This is a genomic window from Brevibacillus fortis (genome assembly GCF_046196545.1).
GTDB lineage: Bacteria > Bacillota > Bacilli > Brevibacillales > Brevibacillaceae > Brevibacillus > Brevibacillus fortis_A.
Window position 1 is genome coordinate 388,553 of the sequence record NZ_CP176370.1, and the last position, 18,948, is coordinate 407,500.

Genomic DNA, 18,948 nt, shown 5'->3' on the forward strand with positions numbered 1-18,948 from the left:
AGATGGCAGAAGAACGAAAAAAAGATGAGTGTTGCAGTGGGCATCAATGCGGCAGTGAGCATACGCATGCTGGTAAAATTCTCACGGTTCTCGAGTCTGCGGCTGCGACAACAGAAAGCGCAGGCATTCTTTCTTCACAGGCTGTTGTCTATCGCGTTACAGGTATGGATTGCAGTTCGTGCGCCAAATCGCTGGAAAAGCATATGCAGACGTTGCCTGCCGTAAAAGAGGTAAACGTGAACTTTTCCACGGGTAAAATGCAGCTCGTCGCGGATGGGCTGGGAGAAGACGCGGTGGTCAAGGAAGTCGCAAAGGCCGGATATAGTGCCATGCTGCTTACGAGACGCACCGCCAAAGCAGTTCCGAAAACGGATCAAGCAGGGACGGTACTGACGACGATTTCCGGTGTGCTGTTGGCCCTCGGTTTTCTAGGTTCCTTATCGCCAAGCATATCTCCGCTGGTCGTTACTGTACTCTATGCGTTGTCGATCATAAGTGGCGGCTACCGACCTGCGCGCAGTGCTTTTTACGCGATTAAAAGTGGTTCACTGGATATGAACGTATTGATGTCTGTTGCGGCTGTTGGAGCAGCATTAATCGGTGAGTGGCTGGAGGGCGCGACGGTCGTCTGGCTCTTTTCCATCGGAAACTTGCTGCAGACCAAGTCGATTGAAAAAACGCGCGACTCCATACGCAATCTGATGGATTTGGCTCCGCCCGAGGCATGGGTCAAGGTGGGGGAGTCTCTTACCCGCAAGCCAGTTGAGGACATTGCTGTCGGCCAAGTCATCGTAGTGAAGCCGGGAGAGAAAATCCCGCTGGATGGTGTCATCGTACACGGGACATCGAGCGTCAATCAGGCCCCGATTACAGGTGAATCGATTCCCGTAGATAAGCTGGTCGGAGACAGTGTTTTTGCAGGGAGTGTCAACGAAAGCGGCGCGGTGGAGATCAAGGTAACCAAGCTGGTGGAGGATACGGCGATTGCCAGAATCATTCATCTCGTGGAGGAAGCGCAGGAGAAAAAAGCGCCTACTCAGGCGTTCGTCGACAAATTCGCTGCGATCTACACGCCGATCGTGCTCGTGCTTGCATTATTCGTGGTTGTATTCCCGCCATTACTCGGACTCGGTACTTGGGGAGAATGGTTTTACAGAGGGCTTGAGCTGCTGGTTGTTGCTTGCCCGTGCGCACTGGTCATTTCCACGCCAGTTGCGATTGTGTCCGCGATTGGAAATGCCGCAAGAAACGGAGTCCTGATCAAGGGCGGTACGTTTTTGGAAAAGGCAGGAGCGATCACCGCGATTGCCTTCGATAAAACGGGTACATTGACGGAAGGGAAACCACAGGTTGCAGCGGTCATCGAGATGGAGGGAAGCGAAGGCGAAGTAGTGTCGATCGCTAGAACGATTGAAGAGCGTTCTTCCCATCCGATTGCGCAAGCGATGCTCACCTATGCGAAACAAAAGCAGGTCGCTTCCCAGAGTGGGCAAGATTTCAAGGCGATCGTCGGAAAAGGGGCGAGCGCTGTCATCGGAACCGAAACATTTTATGCAGGGAAGCCCGCCCTGTTTCAAGAGCTGGGAGTCGATCTGTCGGCATGGCAAACGCAAATCGAGTCGTTGCAGAGTGAAGGAAATACGCTGGTAGTCATCGGCACATCTACCAAATTAATCGGGATTATTGCCGTTGCCGACACCATTCGAGAGATTACGGTTAGTGCCATTGGCAAGCTGAAGGCTGCAGGCATTGAAGACATCGTCATGCTGACCGGTGACAATGCGGGTACGGCTAAAAAAGTAGCGAGTCAGACTGGAGTTAATCGTTATTTTGCAGAGCTGTTGCCACAAGATAAGGTTGAGGCGGTCAAGAAACTTCAACAAGAAGGCAAGGTCGTGGCCATGGTGGGTGACGGGATCAATGATGCGCCTGCTCTCGCATCAGCTGATTTGGGGATTGCCATGGGTGGAGCTGGTACCGATACGGCAATGGAAACCGCTGATATCGTACTAATGGCTGACAACCTCGAAAAGCTGCCGCACACGATGAAGGTCAGCAGAAAAGCACTCACGATTATCAAGCAAAACATCTGGTTTTCGATCATCGTAAAGCTGGTCGCACTCGTGCTGATATTCCCAGGCTATCTAACCTTGTGGCTGGCCGTGCTCAGTGACACGGGAGCCGCATTGCTGGTCATCTTAAACAGCATGAGACTCTTGCGAATGAAGGACTAAGGACTAAATAAAAAAGGGAGATGAGCTGTCGAAGCTCTCTCCCTTTTTTCTGTATAAGGTTTACACCAAAACGCCGCCGCCGTATCTTTCGAATTCTTTCTGGGTGCAAGCGACAAAGTGACCGCGCTCAATTTCACGCAAGACGCGTTCTTCCCCTTGATCTCGCAAATATTCCTGATCATCGAAAACGATGCGCTTACGGTTGCGCTCATAATCAGGGTCTGGCAATGGAATTGCCGATAGCAACGATTTGGTGTACGGATGAATCGGATTCTCGTACAGGCGATTACTTTCTGCCAGCTCCACAATACGTCCGCGGTACATCACACCAATGCGGTCACTGATGTATTTAACCATGGACAGGTCATGGGCGATGAACAGATAAGTCAGGCCTTTTTCTTTTTGCAGGCGCTTGAGCAGGTTAATGACCTGCGCCTGAATGGACACGTCGAGGGCAGAGATCGGTTCATCAGCAATGATGAACTCCGGATCAACAGCCAATGCCCGTGCAATCCCGATCCGTTGGCGCTGTCCGCCGCTGAACTCATGCGGGTAACGGTTTGCGTGCTCGCGGTTGAGACCAACGGTTTCCAACAGCTCGTGTACCTTGGCGATGCGTGCTTCCTTGGTCGCCAGACGATGAATGTCCAGACCTTCCGCAATAATATCGGATACGGTCAGACGTGGATTCAACGACGAGTACGGGTCTTGGAAGATCATTTGGATTTTGCGGTTGAGCCATTTCTTTTCTTCAAGTGTTTTCTTTCCGTGTACACTGTTCCCATCGAACAAGACCTCTCCGCCAGTTGCATCGTACAGGCGAAGAATGGTTCGTCCTGTGGTGGATTTACCGCAACCGGATTCACCCACAAGACCGAAAATTTCCCCTTTGTAGATGTCAAAGGTGATACCATCTACAGCTTTCAGCGTATGACCATTCCCGAGGTCAAAATGCTGTTTCAAATCTTTGACTTCAACCAGTTTCTCGCGGTTCTCGTAGTTGAACGCTTTTTTGGTGCTTACTGGAGCCTCAGTCGCCTCATCGGAATTGACTTTTCGTCTCACAGCCGAAGCAGGCGGTTTGATGTCAGGTGCCATTTCATGCAAGAGCCATGTTGCTGCATAGTGCGTATCGGAGATTTTGAACATCGGTGGTTCATATTCCAGATCGACCTTCAACGCAAATGGGTTACGAGCCGCGAAGGCATCACCTACAGGTGGCTTGAACATGTCAGGCGGCGATCCAGGAATGGACATCAGCTCGTCGTCGCTGGCATCGAGGCTAGGCATGGAACCTAATAGACCCCATGTATACGGGTGCTTAGGATCGTAGAAAATTTCATCGACTTTACCGATTTCCACAATTTTACCTGCATACATAACCGCTACACGGTCTGCCATGTTAGCAACTACACCGAGGTCATGCGTAATAAAGATGATCGAGGTACCCATCTTTTTTTGCAGTTCCTTCAGCAGCTCCAAAATCTGTGCTTGAATCGATACGTCCAGAGCAGTTGTCGGCTCATCAGCGATGATAATTTTTGGATTGCAGGCCAGAGCGATGGCAATGACAATCCGTTGACGCATCCCGCCAGAAAACTGGTGTGGGTATTGATCGACACGTTCTTTGGCAAATGGGATCCCTACCATTTCCAACAGTTCAATTGCACGGCTGCGCGCTTCTGCACGGTTCAGCTTTTGGTGCTTGATAAAGCTCTCCATGATTTGGTTACCGATAGTCATCGTTGGATTCAAGGAAGTCATCGGGTCTTGGAAGATCATCGAGATATCGCGACCGCGAACATCCTGCATTTCTTTTTCGGAAAGCGTAACCAAATCTCTTCCTTCAAAAAGAACTTGTCCTTTTGGAATGCGTCCAGGAGGAGAAGGAATGAGACGCATAAGTGCTTGTGAGGTTACGGATTTACCGGAACCAGATTCACCAACAATCGCCAGCGTTTCTCCTTTTTCCAGATCGAAGGAGACGCCCCGTACTGCTTTGACTTCACCTGCATACGTATCAAATGACACATGCAAATCTTTTACTTCTAAAACTTTTCCCATACAATCCTCCCTTTCGAGCATGCTTTGTCGTGATTAACCCTCCATGTATATCTAACAATCTCTCTAGTAGGAATTTTTACGAAAATGAAAATCATTATCATCATTATACTATATTCATTAACTGTTGTTAAAAAATTTTTTTATACGTTGCATACTCATGCAGATATCTTCCTGAATTTTGCCAAAAGCCTGGAATAGGGGGGGGTTTTATCGTTACCAAATGATAGCCTAGTCATACTATGCATCAAAGCAGCAGCATACTGGCTTATAGGGAGGGTAACGCTTGTGAACAAGCTCAATAAGTCAAAGGAAATCGCACTCACTTTTGATGATGGACCGGATCAGTTGTGGACGCCTCGTGTGTTAGACATATTAGCCCACTATCATGTAAGGGCCACTTTCTTCTGTGTGGGACAAATGGTGGAGTACAACCCGAAAATACTGGAGCGGATCGTAAGTGAGGGTCACATTGTAGGAAACCATAGCTGGGATCACCCTGACTTTACGAAAATCCCTCTCTTGGCTGTTCAGGAGCAGGTAGAACGTACCTCGGATCAGATCGAAAAGGTAGTAGGTGTGAGACCTCGGATAGTTCGGCCGCCGTATGGAGCAGTGGATGAGGAGGTCATCCAGCTACTTGCGGCGAGTGACTACGAAATGATTTTGTGGGATATAGATAGTTGGGATTGGAAAGGTCTCACCGGCCCACAGGTCGCGAGAAACATCTTGGGACATGTCACCCCAGGTGCAGTCGTGCTTCAACATTCCGCTGGCGGTACGAAGGACACGCTAAAGGGGAGTGTGGATGCCTTGCCCTATGTCATTGAGGTGTTAAGTGAACAGAAATATACCTTTTCAACCATTTCCGCCATGTTTCAACTGGCAGCTTATCGAGAAAAGACCTCTCCTGTCGAGAAAAGGAGAAGGGGCAGATAGAGGAAATGGATTGAATTCTGTGGTAATTAGTAGAATCAGAAGATTTTTTTCAGGGGAGCGAATCCGTACATGTCCAAAGCAGATAATATGCTCTCCATTTTGTGGCTGTTGAAGACCGGCAAGCGAATGACAGCGAAGCAATTGGCAGAGATTCTCGAGATCAATATTCGCACTGTTTATCGCTATATCGACTCACTGTGTGCGAGCGGTGTACCCATCATTTCCGATGCCGGACACAATGGTGGCTATAGTTTACTTCAGCAATTCAATGAAGCTCCATTGTTTTTCGACCTTAACGAGCAAAAAGCCCTGATTCATGCAGCGGCTTTTGCCCAAGAGGCCGGGTATCCCTTTGGAGCAGATTTACACCGGGCCATTTCCAAGCTAAAACGTTACACAAATGAAGAGCAGCGTGACGCGATTGACCGACATAGTATCGGCTTCGAGGTGATCCAGCCTCCTGTTGATCCTTCTCTCGAATCTACCTTACAGGAACTGGAGCTGTCTGTTGCCAATGGATACACCCTTTCGATGGAGTATCAGAAAGCCTACCAGACAACGAGACAGAAGCGTCAAATCGATCCGTACGGGCTCGTTTATTGGAAGGGAAATTGGTATATCGTTGCCTATTGTCATCTCCGAAGTACCATTCGTAGCTTTCGTGCAGATCGTGTCCATGAGATCCAACGTACAGAAGCCAGCTTTCAACGCCCTCTTGAATTTTCTGCGCGCCATTTTTTTCTCTCGAATTTACTACCGGAAGCAGACAAGCAGGGAAGCACCATTTTGATCAAGGTCAAAGGAAGGCCACAGTCACTCGCTGATTTGTGTAGGCATTGGTATCTCGGACATACTGTGATCGAGCGCAGCGAGGCACAGGTGATCTTTCAAGTAGAAGAGCAAATGGCCCATTCGATCCTTCCTCATTATCTTTTGCCATACGGAAAATCCATTCAAGTTGAAGAGCCAGCGTTTGTAAAAGAGCGATTGGCTGCCATCGCTGCCGATTTATTTCATTTTTATCAGTCGACGTGATTTCACTGACCATTTTTGTCAGTAGAGTTGATTTATATTAAAAGCAAAGAAGAGATGGAAAAAGTGAATGGAGGCAGATTGATTATGAAGCATGAAGCATTGCGTTTGTACGAATATCATGTATGGGCAAACGAAAAGGTATTCGAGCGGCTGCAGGAGGTACCAGAGGGAGTAAGTGAGCAAGAGGTTCCGAGTGTGTTTCCGACCATCACCCAGACGTTGGCTCACATTCTCAAGACGGATTATGTTTGGTTGTTGGCCATGAAGGGGGAGAGCTACGAAGAGGTAGGACCAAAAGTAGGGGTTCTCTTACAGGAATTAAAAGGGAAAAACATACACGAGCTGCGAAAACTGTTTGCCGAATCAGCTCAGCAGTTCAGAGATTTCTTCGGGCAAATCTCGATGGAAGACACCTCGCCTTATACGCACCCGGCATTGGGCACGGTTCATGCTCGTTATGCCGACATCGTCCAGCACGTAGCCAACCACGGAACCTATCACCGTGGCAATATCTCCGCCATGCTCAGACAAATGGGTCACGCGGGAGCTTCCTCCGATTACATTTTCTATTTGTTCGAAACTTCCGCGGTAGAACAGTAAAGGTTTTTTCATCTTTTATCAACTACCGAAAAAACAAGCAGCTTGTAGAGGGAACAGGAGAAAACAGCGAAGATCTTAGGGACACCGACCGAGACGGAATGCAAAAAGCGAAACACGCCCTTAAGCGTCCACCTCTGAAACACATCCTGAGGGGACCACTTTGGACGCGGTTTCGCTTTTTGCATGGAGTCGGCCAGTCAATCCCCCAGCGGGTGGCCCTAGAAGCTGAGTCGTTTTCTCCTGTTCCCTCTCCTCCACTACAGCCACGCAAACCGCTTGTTTTTTAAGGATTCATCGTCCGAGCAATCCGCACCTCGAGCCCATTCAAGAACTGACCAATATTCGGCTTTGCGGCTCCGATGATGCTTTCACCAGGCTTGCCGGGTTCAAAGATCACGTCATTGTTTTTAGCGACCTCGCTCAAGTAATCCTTGACGATCCGTCCTGTTTTCGTAGCCTCATATTTCTTGGCAAAGTTCTGATACTCTTCCTTGACGGCCGGGAGCAGCTTCATGGTTGCTTCGTCAATGGCATCATAACGGTAATCAGACAAGTATGTTTTGAGATAGTCGATATAGAGCGTACGGAGCTTCACTGCACGTGGGCTGCTGCGATAGTTGACCAAATACTCTTCGACTTCAACCATTCTCGGTCCGAGCTCGGTTCGCGTGATTTGCAACCCGCCGTCACCCAAATACGGTTTGCCCGTTTCCGTTTCTTGAATGGACAAGTAGTCCTTCCCTTCCTCATCGAGCGAAGCAGCATATTTTTCCAGTGCTTTGTAATCTACTTGCCAGTAGAAGGACATGTCGTTCGTTGCCTTTAAAACGAGTCCGCCCTCTGTTTGATTGAGGAGCCATTGCTTGAAGCTGTCATCGCCTTCTAGCTTGTTGAAATCATATGGGTATTGCAAGGCATACAGCTTATCCGCATTTCCCGTCTGGGCGAGGAGTGCCTTGAAGTTATCGTTTATCGTAGGCAGATGTTTTTCATAGTACTGTTCAAGTACAAAAAATAATTGATCAGCAGTTTTCGTGTCCGTTTTCGCCAGATGCTGATCCAAAAAGGCAGTTAGCTCATTTGCTTCCTTGGCTTGCGCTGCTAGTACGGTGAACTGTTTGAGCAGATCATCCGCTGGCTTTTCGCCTTTTGTTGCATCAGCAGGTGACTTCCCTGTGTTTTCCGTGGCAGGTGGGGTAGGGTCTTTTACCGTCAGTTGATCAGAGGCAGAGGTGCACCCTGTCACAAAAGTAATCGCGACGAGGCTAGAGACAAAAGGGAGAACATATCGTTTCATATCTTCATTTTCACTCCGTAATGTTGAATGGTTTCACGTTGTAATCTATTGGTACGTACCATACCACGTTCAAGTTATCGGTTCAAATCGATCAAATATTCCCGATAGGAAGCAAGCGTCACTTTTGATATACTTTCTCTATTGATGATAATGAGAATGATTATCAATATTTACATAGAGGATCGGGCAGAGGTGAGAACATGAACGAAACACAAGCCTTGGTTCAACAATTCACAGAGAAGACCATGGCAGAAGCCATTTTTAAGCTGCGTGACATTACATGGCTCAAAGCACAAGGACATGACCGACTACGCCAACAATTCACTCATTCGCATATTTTGCTGGTAATAACTGGGGGGCGCGGGCGCCTGCGACTGGAGAACGAGGAGTACCAATTGCGGCAGGACGCGATTTACGTATGTCCTCCTATGCTTACGTTTGGCATCGTCCCTGATTCGGCTGATCATTTGGAGATGTACATGCTTCGTTTTGATGTCTTTATGGAAACGAGAGATAGGCATCGGCGCTTCCAAGCCCTTCGGGAAAAGGATCTGTTTCCTTTTCGGGGAGAGATCTCTGTCCAATCGGCAGGGCAGCTGCCTGTCTATTGTGATTTGATCCAGAATCTATGGAAGCAGGAGACGGCACTCGAGCGTTTTCGAGGCCAACACACGTTTCAAGAGCTATGGTACCACATCGTCAAGCATGCTCACTTTTCGGCCACAGATTCTGGAATGGCGCTAGAGCGGGCACGTGCACATATGGAAGAGCATTACTCGGAAAATGTGACGATAGAACAGCTGGCTCGCATCGCAGAGGTGAGTCCAAAATATTTCGTCGATCTGTTCAAAAAAACGTATAGCATCTCAGCTATGGACTATTTGGCAGAGCTTCGCATCAGCCGGGCGAAGCAGATGATGGTGCAGTCGCATGCCAAGCTGCGCGATATTGCTCATCAAGTGGGCTACAACGACGAGTTTTACTTTAGTCGAAAATTCAAGAAAGCTGTTGGTGTTTCACCCACTCTCTATATGAAAAGTCGCCAACGAAAAATTGCGGCGTACGGTTCGACTATCATCGGTCATTTACTAGCTTTGAAAATGATCCCTTACGCGGCACCACTGCACCCGAAATGGACGGCTTACTATCATCACAGCTATCGACACGATATCCCAGTACATTTGAGCGCGTTTCGAATTAACCAGAATTGGAAAGCCAACATCGAATTGCTTCGCGATGCCAAGCCGGACGTGATCATTGGCTTGGACGAGACGAGTTTGCAGGAACAGAAGCAACTGAACGAGATTGCGCCCACCTTGTATGTACCTTTTGAAGAGCAGGGGTGGAAAGAACAACTGCAGCTTATGGCAGACTTTTTGGGTGAGTCCGTGGAAGCGCATCATTGGCTTTGCGAGTATGAGAAAAAGGTAAAGAGGGCCCGGGCAAAGCTTCAACACGTTCTGGGCGATGAAACGGTGCTCATCGTGCGGATTTTGAAAAACCAGCTCTATGTCCACTGCAATCGCAGCATGAATGAAGTGTTTTATCAAGATCTGCAAGTCAAACCTGCTTTTGTCTCGGAGCAGAACGAGTACGACCAGCTTGTGACCGTACAGGAATTAGCTGCGCTCGCGCCAGATCGCTTGCTGCTGTTGGTTTGCCAAGAGGCTGAAACGTTGGCATGCTTCCAAGCCTTGAAAGCATCGGGACCATGGCAAGAGATCGAAGCAGTCCGCAATAATCGGGCGCATGTCATTATGTCGGACCCTTGGCGAGAATACTCGGCAACGGCTCATGAACGGATCGTGGAAGAGAGTGTGCGGTTGTTTTCAGGAGATCGTCCATGTTGATTCTGGATTTCGTCCATGGTCGGGCTTGAGTGGATGCTTTATAATCACGAATGATAATCGTTATCACTCGTATGGAGTGAAACATTACATTTCTGAGAGGGGTCTTTCAAGAATGAAAAAGATATACCTAGGCTTGAGCATTGCAGCGCTGACATTGGCTCTGACAGCGTGCGGCGGAGGAAAAGAAGCAGCGAATAACACGACTGCACCTACTGCAGCACCTGCGACAACAGCTACAGCAGAAAAGCCGGCCGATGACGCCAATAAAGCAGAGACACGCACGATCAAATATTTGGATAAAGAATATACCGTTCCTAGCAAAACAGAGAGAATCGTCATTGCAGGCAGCATGGAGTCCATGGAAGACTCCCTTGTATTGAACGTAAACCCGGTAGGAGCGATTTCTGTCGGCGGCAAATTCCCGGAGATGTTTGTACCGATTACAGGTGAATCCACCTCCATCGGGGAAAAAATGCAACCGAATCTGGAAACCATCTTGTCTTTGAAGCCGGACGTCATTATGGGTAGCAGCAAGTTCCCGCCAGAAGTGGTGGAGAAATTGAACAAAATTGCGCCTACCTTCCCAGTTTCCCACATTTCGACCAACTGGGAAGCGAATCTCCAGCTGTTGGGTGAGCTGACCGGCAAACAAGCGGAAGCAGAAAAAGCGCTCCAAGCGTACAAAGCAGAGGCAGAAGCAGCCAAAGCGAAGCTGGGCGAAAGCTTGAAGGATAAAAAAGTGCTCGCGATTCGTCTGCGTCAAGGCAACATCAGCATCTATCCGGATAAGGTGTTCTTCAATCCGGTTCTGTACGCAGACCTTGGTTTAACTGCTTCTGCAGAAGTAAAAGCGGCGAAAGCGCAAGAAATCATCTCGATGGAAAAATTCAGCCAGATCAACCCGGACTATTTGTTCGTCCAATTCTCCCCGGATGAGAATAAGGACAATCCAAAAGCATTGGAAGATTTGCAGAACAACCCGATCTGGAAGAGTGTGAATGCAGTGAAAAACGGCAAGGTTTACGTAAACGTAGTCGATCCTCTTGCACAAGGCGGTACAGCTTGGAGCAAAACACAATTCCTGAAGGCGGCTGTAGAAAAATTGTCTGCCAACTAAAAGTGGGCGAGGGTAGTCTATGCAATCCAAAAAAGCAACTTCTTTGATCATACTAGCTGTTTCGCCAGTAGTGATCCTGCTTACGATTTTGCTCTCCATTCATTACGGGGCCAAGCAGATCGATGCCGGAACGATTTATCAAGCTTTCGTTGCCTTTGATGAAGGGAATGTGGATCATCAAATCGTGATGCACTCTCGCTTGCCGCGAGCTTTGGGCGCACTGATGATCGGAGCATTTCTGGCGATATCAGGAGCGTTGATGCAGGGGATGACGAGGAACTACCTCGCGTCCCCATCTATTATGGGTGTATCTGATGGTTCGGTCTTTGCCGTTACGCTCTGCATGGTTTTCCTTCCATCCGCTACGAGTGTCACGATGATTACTATGTCCTTGATCGGATCAGCACTCGCAGTTGCGATGGTTCTCGCTTTTTCCCGACTGTTGCCGAACGGGCTGACACCAGTGGGTATGGCGGTCATCGGTACGATTACGGGAACCTTTTTGAGCAGTATCTCAGCTGCAATTGCTACTTATTTTCAAGTCTCGCAAAACGTCAGCTTCTGGTACAATGCCAGGTTGCATCTCTTGGAGCCAGAACTGGTGAAGCTGGCGGTTCCTTTTGCCGTTGTCGGTATAATCCTGGCACTCCTTTTGTCTAAATCGATCACGATTTTGTCCTTGGGCGACGAGGTTTCACGTGGTCTCGGGCAGAGAACGGTGTTGGTCAAAGTCCTGGCAACGACTGCTGTTGTCATTCTTACTGGCATTTCCGTTGCGCTGGCTGGAAAAATCGCCTTTGTCGGGCTGATTATTCCGCACATGACCCGCTTTTTGGTAGGTCTCGATTATCGCTGGATTATTCCATGTGCAGCTGTACTGGGCGGCATATTTCTGGCATTGTCTGACGTTCTCAGCCGCTTCCTGAACAATCCGTTTGAGACTCCAATCGGTGTGGTGACTGCCTTTATTGGTGTTCCGTTCTTCCTCTATTTGATTTACAAGAGAGGAGGGGGAAAGCATGCCTAATCGAAAAGGTAGATTTCGTTTGCTGTTTCTCGTCAACATCGCCCTGATTTTGCTGGTGATTTATATCAGCCTGACCAACGGTGTATTTGACATGACGGTGTTGGATGTCATCCGTACGTTACTGCGTATTGATCCTGTAGCGGAATACGATTTGGTTATTTTTGATTTTCGCCTCCCCCGGATAGTTATTGCGGCGTTGGTCGGCTTTGGCTTGGGGGTCGCTGGTACCGTCATACAGGGGATCACCCGTAACGGGCTGGCTGATCCGGGGATTTTGGGCATTAATGCTGGGGCAGGAGCCGCTATCGTCGCCTTTATGTTTTTCTTCGGTGGACAATTTATGGATGCGAGCTGGTATTCCATCGTTGCCATGCCTCTGTTCGGTTTGACAGGCGGATTGCTTGCGGCTGGACTGATTTATCTATTTGCCTGGCGTAACGGAGCGCTTGACCCACAACGACTGATTCTGGTGGGGATCGCGATTGGCTCTGGATTGGGTGCCGTGTCGCTGTATCTCTCGTTAAAAATGAATCCCAACGATTTTGAAATGGCAACCGTATGGCTCTCGGGAAGTATCTGGAGTGCCAACTGGACGCATATTGCAGGGATGCTGCCATGGCTAGTCATACTCATTCCTGTTTTGATGCGCAAGGTGCATATTCTCGATTTGCTTCAACTGAGTGAGGAGTCCGTCAAGAATCTGGGTGTGTCCGTGGAAAAGGAGCGCAATATTCTCCTGCTGTCGAGTATCGGGATCGTGAGCGCGTGTGTCTCGGTTTCCGGAGGCATCGGATTCGTCGGCTTGATGGCACCGCATATTGCGAAGCGTTTGACGGGAATCCAACACAGGTATGTTCTTCCCTTGTCAGGAACAATCGGGATGCTAATGGTCGTGGCAGCTGATTTTATAGCCAAAACTGTGTTCACACCCATTGAACTGCCAGTGGGTATCGTCATTTCCATCATCGGTGTACCGTATTTCTTCTATTTACTGAGTAGAAGAAAAAAATAAAGAGGGGACGTGCAAATTGTGAAGGGACAATTGTTAGCAGACGTATGCCATCACCGGGCACTGCTCGTATATTTGCCGCCATCCTATGATAAGAGTACTTCCCGTTTTCCCGTCATGTATGTCCATGATGGCGGTGACTTGTTTGATCCTGCGTTTAGTACTGCACTCAATGTAATCGAAGATAAGTTTGCAGAGGGAAAAATTCCTGAGCTGATTCTCGTCGGCATCCAACCAGGAAACCGCAGGGATGACTATACGCCCTGGTTTTCCAAAGCGATCTCGCCTGAGCGCAACATCGATTTTGGCGGGCAAGGAGATGCGTATCTTTCTTACGTCGCCAATGAATGTAAGGCGTATATCGACAGCAAGTATAGGACAGACCCTATGCCGGAAAAAACAGGGATCATTGGATTTTCGCTTGGTGGCTTGATCTCGATGTACGCTGCGCACCAATATCCGGATGTTTTCACGAAAATCGGCAGCATCTCGGGATCGTATTGGTATGAAGGCATGGTTCCGTTTATGCGGGAAAAGAAAATGTACCGTCCCGGGCTGCGCATCTACATGGATGTTGGCAGTAAGGAAGGTGCCAAAAAACAAAACGTCCAGAAACAAATGGTCCCGCTGACAAAAGAAGCGCATCAGATATTGGCTGATAGTGGCTTCACAGCAAATCAGCTCGCCCTGTTCATTGACGAAGGGGCGGATCATTTGAGCGAATATGCAAACGCCAGATTTCCGGGGGCGTTGCAATGGCTCTGGAATGAGAAGGAGGAGACAGAAATGGAACTAGCCAAATTGATTAGAGAGCGTCGCTCGATTCATCGCTTTACAGATCGTGAGGTAGACCCTGTGTTGGTTACCGAACTGATGGATACAGCCGTGTGGGCGCCGAATTATCACATGACACAACCGTGGCGCTTTATTGTAACGTACGGGGAAGGCAAGAGAAGAATCGCGGAGGCCGTGCGGATCATGAAGGAGAAGCGGGAGATTGATTCTGCGAAAAAGAAAGAAGTCGGCGAGAAGTTTTACAATAAAATTATGGCGATTCCGATGCTGATGACGGTCATCATGGAAGAAAGCCCGAACCTGATTACGCGTCAGGACGATTTCGCTTCGACGAGCATTGTCATTCATAACTTTAGCTTGCTTGCGTGGGAAAAAGGTATCGGTCTGACATGGGAGACCTATCCGTGGATACACGAGCCGGAATTCCGCGAAGCGATGGGGATTCGCCCTGGGGAAAAAGTGCTGGGGAACCTGCATATCGGTTATCCGGCCGCGATCCCGAACGCTCAGCCGCGCATTCCTGCAGCAGAGCGCATCACACTTGTCGACAAAGCATAGGACAAGATCAAGCGAATTTTTCTTGTCACAGGCTTACTTTTTGTGGTACCCTTGGTTCATTCTACAAGAAAGGGTGACCATTAAGCCAATGATCTGCTAACTCCTATTTCCACAAAACTAATCGGATAGAACGATGCGTTTTTGGATAGGGGTAGTATGTGCATATTGGCGAATAGATGGTAGATCCTTTTTAGACTCACCAAAGGGTTTCTATGTCTTTTTGGCGATAATATGCGTAGCCTCCTGTCCAGATCGCAATGGATAAGGAGGCTTTTTTATGTCAAATGTTTTCAAAAATCGCTATGTCAGGGCTATTTTGTTATCAGCATTTCTGTTGCAAATCGGAATATGGGTGCGCAACATGGCGATTCTGCTCTTTGTGATGGATCATACAGGAGGCGATCCATTCGCGGTTTCCATGATTTCTGTGGCGGAGTATGCGCCGATCTTTCTGTTTTCCTTTCTTGCTGGTACGTTTGCTGATCGCTGGCAACCGAGAAAAACGATGGTCTGGTGTGAGGTGCTCAGTGCTCTATCGGTTGTCGGAGTGCTTCTTACCTTCATTTACGGCTCGTGGAAAGCCATCTTTTTTGCCACACTCATTTCAGCCATTCTCTCTCAGTTTTCTCAACCGTCCGGAATGAAGCTGTTCAAGCTGCATGTCCCTGGTGAACAACTTCAGGTAGGAATGTCAGCGTACCAGACTATTTTCGCGATCTTCATGGTATTTGGTCCGATTGTCGGTACGTTTGTGTTCCAGCAATGGGGGATGGAGGTTGCCATGGTCATCACGGCAGTTGCGTTCCTCTCGGCAGCCGGTGTCCTGTATTTGTTGCCACCAGATCGCGTCGAGAAAGAAGAGCAGCAAGAAACGGCACTGCTTGGCGAGATGGTCAGCGGGATTCGTTATGTGTTCTCCAGTCGCGTATTGTCAATGCTTGGCTTTTGCTTTTTGGCTGTGGGTTTCTCATTGGGAATGATTCAGCCGCTTGGGATTTTTATCGTGACCGAACAATTGCAATTGCCAAAAGAAAGCTTGCAATGGTTAATTACCGCCCAAGGTGTAGGGATGATTGCTGGAGGGGCCATGACGATGGCAGCTGCCAAAACGATTCCACCGCAAAAGTTATTGGTCATGGGACTTCTTGGAAATGCGGTCGCAGTAGCGATTTGCGGGATGTCCACGAATCTGTGGCTGACGCTTGTTGCCCAGTTCATCGCGGGATTGCTCTTGCCCTCCATTCAAATTGGGATCAACACCATGCTGCTTAAAAACACAGAGAGTACCTTTATCGGTCGGGTGAATGGAATACTGACCCCGTTGTTTACAGGCTCCATGGTCGTCATGATGAGTATTACGGGGGTATTAAAGCTGCATCTTCCGCTCGCAGTCATATACGGGATCGCTGCATTCCTGATGATCATTGGTCTCAGCTTTATTTTGCCGCTTTATCGTATGAGAGAAGGAAACGTGGTGCAAAGTACAGAACAGACTGGTATATAAGTGTTTGGAAGCAAAGGGAGGCTTGGACCAGATGGTGCACGAACAGATTTCATCTATAGAAGGTTTGAAGATGGTAGCTGCTGTTCGCGAGCTGGCGATGCGGTTGCCAGAAGTAACGGAGCAGGTAGACGCTTTTGGGCATACATCGTTTCGCGTAAGTGACAAGCCGTTTGTCATTTTGGGAGAGGGGGGCACTGAAGGCCCCTCCCTTTCTGTGAAGGTGCTGAAGACGACCCAAGAGATTTTGCTTGCGCAGGAGCATTTTTACAAGACACCGTACATTGGTCATCACGGCTGGGTTTCGATCCTGGACAAAAACGTGACTAGCTATGGTGAAATCGAGGATTACATACGGGAAGGCTATATGTGCGCGGCTCCCAAGCGATTGGTTAAGCAATTACAAGAGCAGTCTCGATAACACAGCCTTTATGAAAAAGCACACCTCCCCTGATCGTTCCTGTATAATTTTAGCGTAACGAGTAGTGAGCGAACGTTCGACACAGCAGCATTCAGACAAAGGGGGAGCCGGTTTTGGATTGGAATCTCCAGCAGATGAGCAAATTGCTTGAGGTCGTTTTTGAAAATGCCCATGAACCGATGATCGTAACGGACAAGGACGGAAAAATACTACTATTGAATCGGAGCTATCGGGAATTTCTGAATGTACAGGACGTGATCGGACAGCCAGTGACGGATGTCATCGAAAACACGCGGATGCATATTGTCGGTCAGGAAGGTGTTGCCGAGATCGCCGACATTCAGCAAATAAAAGGACAGAACATGATTGCGCATCGCATCCCGATCATGGACGAAGGAAAAGTGATTGCCGTTCTGGGAACGGTGCTGTTCCAGGATGTGCAGGAGCTCACTGCCTTGGCTGCGATGGTTGCTCAGCTGAAGGACGAATTGACCTATTATAAGAAAGAACTGCGGCGGCGAATGGGTGCTACCTATCATTTTGATCAAATCGTTGGGTACAGCCAGAAGCTACAGGAGCTTAAAAAATTTTCTCAGAAAGTTGCGAAAAGCGATTCGACCGTGCTCATCACGGGCGAAAGCGGGACGGGCAAAGAGCTGTTTGCCCACGCCATTCATGCCGAAAGCAAGCGCAAAATGGGTCCATTCATTCGGGTAAATTGTGCCGCTATTCCGGATTCTTTGCTGGAATCAGAGCTGTTTGGCTATGAAGAAGGTGCGTTTACCGGAGCTGTTCGCCGCGGAAAAAAAGGAAAGTTCGAGCTGGCTAACCACGGAACCATTTTGTTGGATGAGATCGGGGACATGCCGTTGCCACTGCAAGCCAAGCTACTGCGTGTGTTGCAGGAAAAAGAAGTCGAGCGGGTAGGTGCTGTACGGACGACGCCAATCGATGTGCGGGTGATCGCTTCCACGAATTCGGATATGCTTCAAAGCATCAAGGAAGGGAAGTTTCGGGCGGACCTCTATTATCGGTTGAATGTCGTGTCACTCTCGATCCCTCCGTTGCGCGAGCGTCTGGAGGATTTGCCGGAGCTGGTTTCGAATCTGCTCAAACAGCTTGGCGAGTCCACTGGCGTTGCGGTCAGGGCCATTGATGAAGAGGTATGGAACGTACTTCGGGGCTACTCCTGGCCAGGCAATGTACGGGAGTTGAAAAACGTGCTGGAACGAGCCCTTCATCTAATGGAGGACGATGTCCTGAAAAAGGAGCATGTTTGGCTGCCTGTATCTGACGAAGGGACGCTTCCGTCCTTGTCAGTTCCGACTCATGCCGTTCGGCCATTGAAACAAGTCTTGGAAGAGGCTGAGCAGGAAGCGCTTCGCCAAGCGATGCAGGAAGCAGGGGGGAACAAGCTTACCGCCGCCAAGCTGTTGCAAATCAGTAAGTCCAGCTTCTACGAAAAGTGGGAGAAGTACCAGTAGTACGAGGCTCTTATAAGTCGGGGATGTGGCGTTGAGCCAGGTTCGCGGCTTTTTTCATCTGCTGGAATAATGTTTTGGTAGATTCCGGTTTTCTGGAATAGAGCAAGATGGCCTCCCGCTAGCCTTCCTTGAGCGGATTCCCTAACAGGTGGGCAGATTTTTGCTAGATTCCATAAAACCGGACAAAAAATTCCGGAAATCAGGAAAAAATGCAAGCGCTATCATCTGCTTGCAAACAGTCGAGGCACGATGAATGGGTATGGTTGAACGATTTTTCTTAAATCGGCTGGAGTTGGCATGGTCCATGCAAATGGGTTAGATATGAAAGCGTTTTCTCTAAGTGAATCCACACCATTTCCTCTGTAAGCGGAGGAGAAAATTGAAAGGAGAATTATATGATCATCGAAGTGTTATCCATCTTGATTTCGCTCGGTCTCCTGATGTTTTTTGCGTATCGGGGCTATCCTGTTATCGTATTTGCCCCTATTTTTACGCTGCTGGCCGTTGTGCTTTCCGGGATCTCTCTGCTGCCGAGCTACACCGAAACCTTTATGACGAATGCAGCAAACTATGTGAAATCATTCTTCCCTATTTTCTTACTGGGTGCCATTTTTGGAAAAGTCATGGAGTTGAGCGGTGCTGCTTCGTCCATTGCCCACACGATTGTAAAGGCACTCGGCTCCAATCGTGCGATCTTGGCTGTCGTTCTGGCTTGTTCAATTTTGACGTATGGCGGGGTTTCCCTGTTCGTTGTGGCATTTGCGGTGTATCCGTTTGCCGCTGCGATTTTCCGTGAAGCCAATATTCCGAAGCGTCTCATTCCAGGAACGATTGCGCTCGGGGCATTTACGTATACGATGGACGCTTTGCCAGGTACACCACAAATTCAAAACATCATTCCTACTACTTATTTCGGTACGGATGCTTATGCTGCACCTGTTGTTGGAACGATCGGCGCTATTATGGTTTTCGTTGGCGGGATGCTATGGCTGGAGCGCAGACGCAAGCAAGCTGTCGCTG

15 protein-coding genes (1 of these 15 running past the window's edge) are annotated in these 18,948 nt (G+C 48.8%); 13 read left to right on the top strand and 2 right to left on the bottom strand.

Annotated features, from left to right (window positions below):
* Positions 1 to 2 precede the first annotated feature (2 nt).
* On the top strand, positions 3 to 2,234 hold the full coding sequence (locus ACKKE8_RS02350) for a heavy metal translocating P-type ATPase (RefSeq protein WP_409176756.1): 2,232 nt from the start codon (positions 3 to 5) through the stop codon (positions 2,232 to 2,234).
* Positions 2,235 to 2,294: 60 nt separating this feature from the next.
* On the opposite strand, the gene ACKKE8_RS02355 is transcribed toward ACKKE8_RS02350, so the two are convergent.
* On the bottom strand, positions 2,295 to 4,298 hold the full coding sequence (locus ACKKE8_RS02355; protein ID WP_409176757.1) for a dipeptide ABC transporter ATP-binding protein: 2,004 nt from the start codon (positions 4,296 to 4,298) through the stop codon (positions 2,295 to 2,297).
* A gap of 285 nt (positions 4,299 to 4,583) precedes the next feature.
* Between ACKKE8_RS02355 and ACKKE8_RS02360 the strand changes: the two genes are divergently transcribed.
* The 3 genes from ACKKE8_RS02360 (at position 4,584) to ACKKE8_RS02370 (ending at position 6,869) form a co-directional block, all read left to right on the top strand.
* Positions 4,584 to 5,234: a polysaccharide deacetylase family protein gene (locus ACKKE8_RS02360; protein WP_409176758.1), complete on the top strand. Its 651-nt coding sequence runs from the start codon at positions 4,584 to 4,586 to the stop codon at positions 5,232 to 5,234.
* Positions 5,235 to 5,303: 69 nt separating this feature from the next.
* Complete coding sequence (locus ACKKE8_RS02365; RefSeq protein ID WP_409176759.1) at positions 5,304 to 6,269, top strand: helix-turn-helix transcriptional regulator; 966 nt, start codon at positions 5,304 to 5,306, stop codon at positions 6,267 to 6,269.
* Positions 6,270 to 6,353: 84 nt separating this feature from the next.
* Positions 6,354 to 6,869 carry a DinB family protein gene (locus tag ACKKE8_RS02370; RefSeq protein WP_409176760.1) on the top strand — a complete coding sequence of 172 codons (516 nt, stop codon included), beginning with the start codon at positions 6,354 to 6,356 and terminating at the stop codon, positions 6,867 to 6,869.
* Positions 6,870 to 7,152: 283 nt separating this feature from the next.
* On the opposite strand, the gene ACKKE8_RS02375 is transcribed toward ACKKE8_RS02370, so the two are convergent.
* Positions 7,153 to 8,166 (bottom strand): ATP-binding protein, encoded by a 1,014-nt coding sequence (locus ACKKE8_RS02375; protein WP_409176761.1) that lies wholly within the window; start codon positions 8,164 to 8,166, stop codon positions 7,153 to 7,155.
* A gap of 200 nt (positions 8,167 to 8,366) precedes the next feature.
* Between ACKKE8_RS02375 and ACKKE8_RS02380 the strand changes: the two genes are divergently transcribed.
* The 9 genes from ACKKE8_RS02380 to ACKKE8_RS02420 form a co-directional block, all read left to right on the top strand.
* Positions 8,367 to 10,016, top strand: coding sequence for an AraC family transcriptional regulator (locus ACKKE8_RS02380; protein ID WP_409176762.1), 1,650 nt, complete (start codon positions 8,367 to 8,369; stop codon positions 10,014 to 10,016).
* A 112-nt stretch (positions 10,017 to 10,128) separates the two neighbouring features.
* Positions 10,129 to 11,133: an ABC transporter substrate-binding protein gene (locus tag ACKKE8_RS02385; RefSeq protein WP_409176763.1), complete on the top strand. Its 1,005-nt coding sequence runs from the start codon at positions 10,129 to 10,131 to the stop codon at positions 11,131 to 11,133.
* Positions 11,134 to 11,152: 19 nt separating this feature from the next.
* Positions 11,153 to 12,160 carry a FecCD family ABC transporter permease gene (locus ACKKE8_RS02390; protein ID WP_409176764.1) on the top strand — a complete coding sequence of 336 codons (1,008 nt, stop codon included), beginning with the start codon at positions 11,153 to 11,155 and terminating at the stop codon, positions 12,158 to 12,160.
* Positions 12,153 to 13,172 carry a FecCD family ABC transporter permease gene (locus tag ACKKE8_RS02395; protein WP_409176765.1) on the top strand — a complete coding sequence of 340 codons (1,020 nt, stop codon included), beginning with the start codon at positions 12,153 to 12,155 and terminating at the stop codon, positions 13,170 to 13,172. Before ACKKE8_RS02390 ends, ACKKE8_RS02395 begins: the two co-directional genes overlap by 8 nt.
* Before the next feature lie 18 nt (positions 13,173 to 13,190).
* Positions 13,191 to 14,522, top strand: coding sequence for an alpha/beta hydrolase-fold protein (locus tag ACKKE8_RS02400; protein ID WP_409176766.1), 1,332 nt, complete (start codon positions 13,191 to 13,193; stop codon positions 14,520 to 14,522).
* A 277-nt stretch (positions 14,523 to 14,799) separates the two neighbouring features.
* A complete protein-coding gene (locus ACKKE8_RS02405; protein ID WP_409176767.1) occupies positions 14,800 to 16,026 on the top strand; it encodes an MFS transporter in 1,227 nt (408 codons plus the stop codon).
* Between the two features lie 31 nt (positions 16,027 to 16,057).
* Positions 16,058 to 16,444, top strand: a complete 387-nt coding sequence (locus tag ACKKE8_RS02410) for an MmcQ/YjbR family DNA-binding protein (protein WP_409176768.1) — start codon at positions 16,058 to 16,060, stop codon at positions 16,442 to 16,444.
* Between the two features lie 113 nt (positions 16,445 to 16,557).
* A complete protein-coding gene (locus ACKKE8_RS02415) occupies positions 16,558 to 17,928 on the top strand; it encodes a sigma-54 interaction domain-containing protein (RefSeq protein WP_409176769.1) in 1,371 nt (456 codons plus the stop codon).
* A 395-nt stretch (positions 17,929 to 18,323) separates the two neighbouring features.
* Positions 18,324 to 18,948: the 5' end (the start) of a GntP family permease gene (locus ACKKE8_RS02420; protein ID WP_409176770.1), read on the top strand. The gene runs 758 nt beyond the window's last position; 625 of the gene's 1,383 nt are visible here — the first part of the coding sequence; it begins with the start codon at positions 18,324 to 18,326; the stop codon falls past the right edge of the window.

Excerpts from the sequence above, each read along its gene's own strand:
- ACKKE8_RS02350 (WP_409176756.1), top strand. The coding sequence starts at position 3 with ATGGCAGAAGAACGAAAAAAAGATGAGTGTTGCAGTGGGCATCAATGC.
- ACKKE8_RS02355 (WP_409176757.1), bottom strand. The coding sequence starts at position 4,298 with ATGGGAAAAGTTTTAGAAGTAAAAGATTTGCATGTGTCATTTGATACG.
- ACKKE8_RS02365 (WP_409176759.1), top strand. The coding sequence starts at position 5,304 with ATGTCCAAAGCAGATAATATGCTCTCCATTTTGTGGCTGTTGAAGACC.
- ACKKE8_RS02370 (WP_409176760.1), top strand. The coding sequence starts at position 6,354 with ATGAAGCATGAAGCATTGCGTTTGTACGAATATCATGTATGGGCAAAC.
- ACKKE8_RS02375 (WP_409176761.1), bottom strand. The coding sequence starts at position 8,166 with ATGAAACGATATGTTCTCCCTTTTGTCTCTAGCCTCGTCGCGATTACT.
- ACKKE8_RS02380 (WP_409176762.1), top strand. The coding sequence starts at position 8,367 with ATGAACGAAACACAAGCCTTGGTTCAACAATTCACAGAGAAGACCATG.
- ACKKE8_RS02385 (WP_409176763.1), top strand. The coding sequence starts at position 10,129 with ATGAAAAAGATATACCTAGGCTTGAGCATTGCAGCGCTGACATTGGCT.
- ACKKE8_RS02390 (WP_409176764.1), top strand. The coding sequence starts at position 11,153 with ATGCAATCCAAAAAAGCAACTTCTTTGATCATACTAGCTGTTTCGCCA.
- ACKKE8_RS02395 (WP_409176765.1), top strand. The coding sequence starts at position 12,153 with ATGCCTAATCGAAAAGGTAGATTTCGTTTGCTGTTTCTCGTCAACATC.
- ACKKE8_RS02405 (WP_409176767.1), top strand. The coding sequence starts at position 14,800 with ATGTCAAATGTTTTCAAAAATCGCTATGTCAGGGCTATTTTGTTATCA.
- ACKKE8_RS02410 (WP_409176768.1), top strand. The coding sequence starts at position 16,058 with ATGGTGCACGAACAGATTTCATCTATAGAAGGTTTGAAGATGGTAGCT.